At 32.5% G+C, this 6,068-nt stretch carries 7 protein-coding genes; all 7 read right to left on the reverse strand.

Annotated features, from left to right (window positions below):
- Positions 1 to 7 precede the first annotated feature (7 nt).
- Entirely contained in the window at positions 8 to 478 is a 471-nt protein-coding gene (locus tag HMPREF9333_RS09075) for a GNAT family N-acetyltransferase (protein WP_005541534.1), read from the reverse strand.
- A gap of 197 nt (positions 479 to 675) precedes the next feature.
- Positions 676 to 1,365 (reverse strand): flavodoxin family protein, encoded by a 690-nt coding sequence (locus tag HMPREF9333_RS09080; RefSeq protein ID WP_005541535.1) that lies wholly within the window; start codon positions 1,363 to 1,365, stop codon positions 676 to 678.
- Between the two features lie 101 nt (positions 1,366 to 1,466).
- Positions 1,467 to 1,850 (reverse strand): VOC family protein, encoded by a 384-nt coding sequence (locus HMPREF9333_RS09085; protein WP_005541536.1) that lies wholly within the window; start codon positions 1,848 to 1,850, stop codon positions 1,467 to 1,469.
- A gap of 49 nt (positions 1,851 to 1,899) precedes the next feature.
- Positions 1,900 to 2,355, reverse strand: a complete 456-nt coding sequence (locus HMPREF9333_RS09090) for a GNAT family N-acetyltransferase (RefSeq protein ID WP_005541537.1) — start codon at positions 2,353 to 2,355, stop codon at positions 1,900 to 1,902.
- 263 nt (positions 2,356 to 2,618) lie between these two features.
- Entirely contained in the window at positions 2,619 to 3,983 is a 1,365-nt protein-coding gene (locus HMPREF9333_RS09095; protein ID WP_005541539.1) for an FAD-dependent oxidoreductase, read from the reverse strand.
- Positions 3,984 to 4,248: 265 nt separating this feature from the next.
- Positions 4,249 to 5,115 (reverse strand): AraC family transcriptional regulator, encoded by an 867-nt coding sequence (locus HMPREF9333_RS09100; RefSeq protein ID WP_005541541.1) that lies wholly within the window; start codon positions 5,113 to 5,115, stop codon positions 4,249 to 4,251.
- A gap of 599 nt (positions 5,116 to 5,714) precedes the next feature.
- Positions 5,715 to 6,068, reverse strand: a 354-nt coding sequence (locus tag HMPREF9333_RS09105; RefSeq protein ID WP_207635725.1) for an IS3 family transposase, incomplete at its 5' end; no start/stop codon positions are given.

Consider the following 6,068-nt stretch of genomic DNA (forward strand, 5'->3'; position numbering starts at 1 on the left):
TCATCAGCTAAAGTTTACAAACCATAATATAGTCTTCTTCGTTTTCACGAATAACTTCAAAACCTACATTTTCATACATTCGCACGGCATAATTCATCTTTTGTACCGATAATGATACCTGACTATATCCCTGTCCTCTTAATGCTGCCAGTATCCGCTTCATAAGTATTGTACCAATCCCAAGATTTCTAAACTCTTTAAGAATCGAAATAGAAAGCGATGGCACCTCATCATCAACATGACCGTAATCATTTATAATGCGAGTCCATACCGCACCAATTATATTTCCAGCTGTTTCTGCGACATAACATATATCTGTATCCTTCCCAAATTCCGAAATATATATTTGTAACTCCGGATTTTTTATTATATCTTTTGACGGTGCTTCCACTCCTTCCGGAATAAAGATAGCCTCATACAAAAAGATATCCAATATCTTAAATTCACTTTGTTTTAATTCTCTTATTGTATAATCCATATGAACCTCCGATTTATAGTGTATCAATTTTTTATAAATCTGTGTATAATTGCATATCTCCAGCGGATAAAACTGATCTAATATATCATTCAGCAAAACGTCTGTTAATCCAGTAAATATTATCCTTTAAATCACCATAATATTTTGTAAATTCTTTCATATCGGATTCGTTACTTGAACCTGTAAGATCTTTCAAATCATTTCCACGGACGCACTCTAGCAAGCCAACCTTTTTCATTCCAATACTTTTTATCAGTTTCATTCAACCCCTTTTTATGGACTGCTCTCATAATATAAAAGAATAGTTTTGATTTAAACATCGGCTTTATCTTCATATAGTTTCTCCTGATCTTATTCGAAAGAGAAGTTGTTTTTTGTTCAGCTTTTGCCTTTATCTTTTCGCTAACCCTCTCCCAATCCGTCTCCCATACTGCAATACCCAATTTATATGTTTTAGCACATCCCCAAAAAAATGTACTGTCTGCCATATCTTTATTTGCACTTTTCATGCCCGACCCTGCAGCTGTAGAAATACATACTGCTTGTTTTGAAAACATATTTTCATTCGGTCGATGAACCATCCATCTGTAACCATAGTGATCAAGCAATGATTTCATCGCCCCGGTAACATGAAATACATATACAGGACTTGCCAGTATAATAACATCCGACTCATCAATAACTGTTGTTATAGGCTGTAAATATTCAAAATGCGGGCACATATCTTCTCCTTTTGAAAAGCAGTTGCCACATCCGATACAAAACTTATCAAAATCTTTTGGAAGAAAAAATTCTTTTATTTCTCCATCTAATTTTTTTGCAAGCATTTTTGAAATATGGTATGTCGAGCCTCTATGATTTTGACCATGTATAATCACTATTTTCATAAAGCTATCTTTTTTCCTTCCGTTTAAATATAAAACTTTTTGATATTCACTTCTCAAAACTTTTAATATAAAACTATTTTTAGCAAATCGAGAGTTGTTTTTCAGACAGTAATCTCTATCTGATTACCTTCAATAGCAACTATACAGCTTTCATAGTAACCATCACCTGTAACTCTTGGTCCGCTTACAACTGCATATCCGTCTTCCTTCAATCTGGCGGTCAACTCATCAACCTTCTCTTTACTTCCAATACTGAATGCAATGTGAGCATAGCCGGTTCTGTTTAAGTCTTTTTCAACATCCGCCATTGTCGGCTTGTTCATAATTTCTAATCTTGCACCATCATCAAATTCCATAAAATACGACCGGAAATCCGTTGTTTTATTATGATACCCCGAATTACTCTTAGCAAGAAAATATTTTTCAAAGAATTCCTTGGTTTTTTCAAGATTATTTACGTACATAGCTATATGTTCAATTTTCATAAGAGTTACCCTCACAATTTTAATTTAATATTTCTCTGCAATCCAGGATTTATCTGTATCTCCTCATAATGTATTTCAGTTTTGGAGTTTTAATTATATCATCAATCTCAAATCCAAGTTTTTCATAAAGTTTCTTTGCACTTTGATTGAAATCAAAAACCGATAAAGAAATACTTCTAATTTTATTATTCTTAAAAATTAAATTTATAAATCCTTTCAGTGCCTCTGTACCTAAACCCAATCCTGTTTTTCGAGGGTCTAATACAAATCTTCCTATGTGAATATTATCTTTCTCAATCCATACTTCCTGTATCATGCCAATGAATTCCTTTTCATTAAAAATCGAAAAAGTATTTTCTAATCCTTTTATTTTGTCATAGTTCAACGGGTAAGAAATTCTGTACCCCATCCACTGCTCCTGAAACTCTTTTCCTTTTTCATTGGACCATTCACATAAAAGCAAGGCATTGACCTTACTTATCCCCTTTTCAAATCTGATAGCCATATTTTATTCTCACAAATTCATATTTTTCTCTAAATATTTGCCCATATTATACCATATTTCATCCTGGTTTTATAGGACTAAGCTGCTTCTTCATTTCCCTTATAGAGGCATTAAAAATACTCTCAAACAGGGCTATATCAGCTACCTATAATTTTTCTCTCGGCACTTGGACAACAAAAAACAGCAAATCTTTTTATTGATTTACTGTTCTTAAAAATATGTGTTGTTTAAAAAATTTGAGAATATTAAATTTATAGTATATACTATTTTATTAATACAAATAGATCATTAAGTGCCTCTGCCATTGTAGGGTGAGTAAAAATCTGATTTGCAAGCATTGTATATGGCTGTTTCATAATTATTGCCAAAACAACAATATTAATAACTTCATGTGAGTCTTCTCCAAATAGAACCACACCTAAAATTTGATTTGTATCAGCATCAACTACTGCTTTGTAAATACCTGTTTGGTTTCCAAGAATCTTTGCTTTAGGAATTGCAGTTACCGGTAAAGTTGCCACTTTAATCTTATAACCCTTTTCTAATGCATCTTTTTCACTAAGTCCTACCTTTGAAAATGTCGGGTGTAAAAATGCTGAAAAAGCTATTGGCTGCCTGTCATCTTTAGAATAACTGCCATTATCTTCCAGATAGCTTTTTACAATACGGTTGTCATCCAAAGACACATAGGTAAATTGTGGCCCTCCATTGACATCACCCATTGCAAAAATATGAGGTTTATTCGTTTGTAAATGCTTATTTACATTAATAAAGCCTCTTTCAGATATTTCTACTCCGGCATTCGCCAAATTCAAATCTTTAATATTTGCTTTTCTACCGGTAGCAACTAAAAGTGCATCCGAATAAATTTGACTTTTTTCTCCATTTACCGTATACGATATTGTAACTTTATTCTCATCTTGTTCTACATGATCAATGCCTGCATTAAATATAAAATCTACCCCTAATGCCTTGTAGGATTCAAACACTTCATTTGCCACATCATCATCTTCTCTTGGCAATAATTTATCTGCTTTATCTATAATTGTTACTTTTGTACCGAATTTTGCATAGCTTGCAGCAAACTCAAGTCCAATAAATCCGCTTCCAAATATTGTCAAAGTGTGTGGAAATTCTTCTAAATTCATTAGTGATTCGCTTGTATGAATTCTATTTTTAATTTTTAAGCCTTCAATGTCAGGAATAAAAGGTGTTGAACCGGTATTAATAAATATTCGTTCAGCATATACTTCATATTCTTCTCTAGCCGTTTTTATAAGAATTGTATGTTCATCTTTAAATGATGCACACCCATCAATGACTTCCACATTATTAATGCCTGCAACTTTGTCATAATTTGCCTTATTTAACTTTGCTACCAGTGATTTCTTATTTACGACAGAGTTTTTATAGTACTCCTCATCACTTATCCCGCTAAAACTTCTTCTGTCTGCAGATGTTGCAAGAAATTTAGACGGAATACAGCCGACATTAATACATGTACCCCCGTACATCAAAGAAGATTTCTCAACTAATATAGTCTTTTCTCCTTTGTTTCCTAAGTAATTAGCTAATGTTTTTCCTGCTTTTCCAAAGCCAATAATTATGTTATCTACTCTTTTATTCATAATTGTATCCTTTCTTAATTTTTAATAATTTTTTAAAGTACTCTGGACCGGTTATTAAATTTTTTTTAACAATTGTAATATGCTGTCATTAAAAACTTGTTTGTAATAATGTCATATATCACAGTTTCAATTTTTATATATTATCCTAAAATGCCTGCAAACTCGCTTAATCTAAAGATTTCCCGCATGGCACAATTTCTGAAATCAATTCATTCGGTAATCCTTTTTAAGATTCTTTTATAACTTTGAAGTTATATGCTTACAGTTAAGCTTTTTTTATTGGAATCCAAAGCTCCATTTTATACTCAGGACTGTTCATATCACCTTCATAATAATACTCAATGTCGGGACTTCCCGAATGTGTATATCCATGTTCTGGAAAAAATACTTCAACCGCATATTTCCAACCGTTATGAATACATCCAGGCACACTTCCCTTTAGTTCTACAACTGCATACTCCGCTTCCTTAATTTCCAAAACATCCAAACCGTTACTTTTAGCTTTATCTACATCAGTAACTATATAACCTGCCATATAGTTTATAGTATTAGAATCTAAAACATCATGATTATCAAGATTTAATATATCATGGCAAACTCCCACAGATTCACCAGTTCCTAACTTTGACATTTTTTCATGGCTAACTCTGGAAAAGAGTTTTTCCCATGTACCCGTACATAATGATGAATTTATGTTTTGTTCGTTGACACCGGCAACTGTGAATGCTGATTTTTTTTGAATTGTAATGTTCATAGTTCTTCCTCCTCTTACACTTAGTGCTAACTGCACTCGTGAAACTAATTTGAATGGTTTTCCATTTCTTACTTCTGAAGGAGCAAATCCATGAAAATTCTTAAATGCAGTGCCAAATGAATCTGATGATTCATATCCGAATTTGAACGCAATATCAATTATTTTCTCGTTCGTATCTCTTAATTGAATAGCAGCTTCTGTTAATCTTCTGCTTCTCAAATATTCTGAGAGAGTTGTTTCAGTTAGAATAGAAAACAAGCGGCTGAACATAGAATAAGAATATCCTGATAGATGGGCTACCATCTTTTCATCTATCCCATCATCAAGCACCGTTTCAAGATAATCAATCGTATTGTTAAACGATTTTATAATATTCATTTCATTTTCCTCCTCGACTATAGTTTAGAGGTTTTTGTTATCTTTTACCCTACAATACCGGTACAAAATTTAACGGTTCTGCATAAACAGTTTTTATAAAATCAAGATCTAAATTTCCCTTATTATATCGTTGATTTCTTATTGATTTTACACTTTTTTTCTAACATCATCAATCAGCATTGCAAAATCAATTGTATTTTTATGTGTTATGCAAAGTTCTCATGTTCACTATTTTTATTAAGTTCCAAACGTGCATTTATCTGTTTATAGTATTTTATTTTTGAATAAAACAAATAATAATTTTTTCCAGAATTTCTATATAAAATCACTGCACTATTATCTTTTATTATCCGAAGACATTCAAAACCTTACTATCATTCCAATCACTGCAGTTAATTTTCAATGATTTACAAATAGCTTTAAGAAAAGTAATTAATTCTTCATTCATCTTAATATCTCTCATTTTAGGATCATCTATCTTACTACTTTGCCACAAGTTATCATATGCAGCTATAACATCTTTATCTCCCGCAAAAATAATAGGTATGGAACTGTCAAGATAAGTAGAGTCTTCAAACTCACTAAATTGTTTATGGTTCCTATGCTGCCAGAAGTTGAACCTCCAGCAACTGCTTATACATAACCGGCGGAAGTCCATCCGGGTTTGATGTATATATCCGTTTTTGATTGTAATATATAAATACATACCTGAAGATCATTGTTTTTACTTCTTCTCTTTTTATGCGATAGGTTGGAATCCTGTAAAGGAGTTCCTTCTTGAGCGTTGCGAAGAAGCTCTCCATCCTAGAGTTATCAAAGCAATGATTGACTCCGCTTAAACTTTGACTAACTCCTGCATTAGCAAGAACCAGTTTAAAGGCTTCGCTAGTGTACTGACTTCCTCTGTCAGAATGCACAATAGCACCGTTCAGATTGTATTTTTGAGTTACAGC

It is taken from the genome of Johnsonella ignava ATCC 51276, assembly GCF_000235445.1.
Lineage (GTDB): Bacteria > Bacillota > Clostridia > Lachnospirales > Lachnospiraceae > Johnsonella > Johnsonella ignava.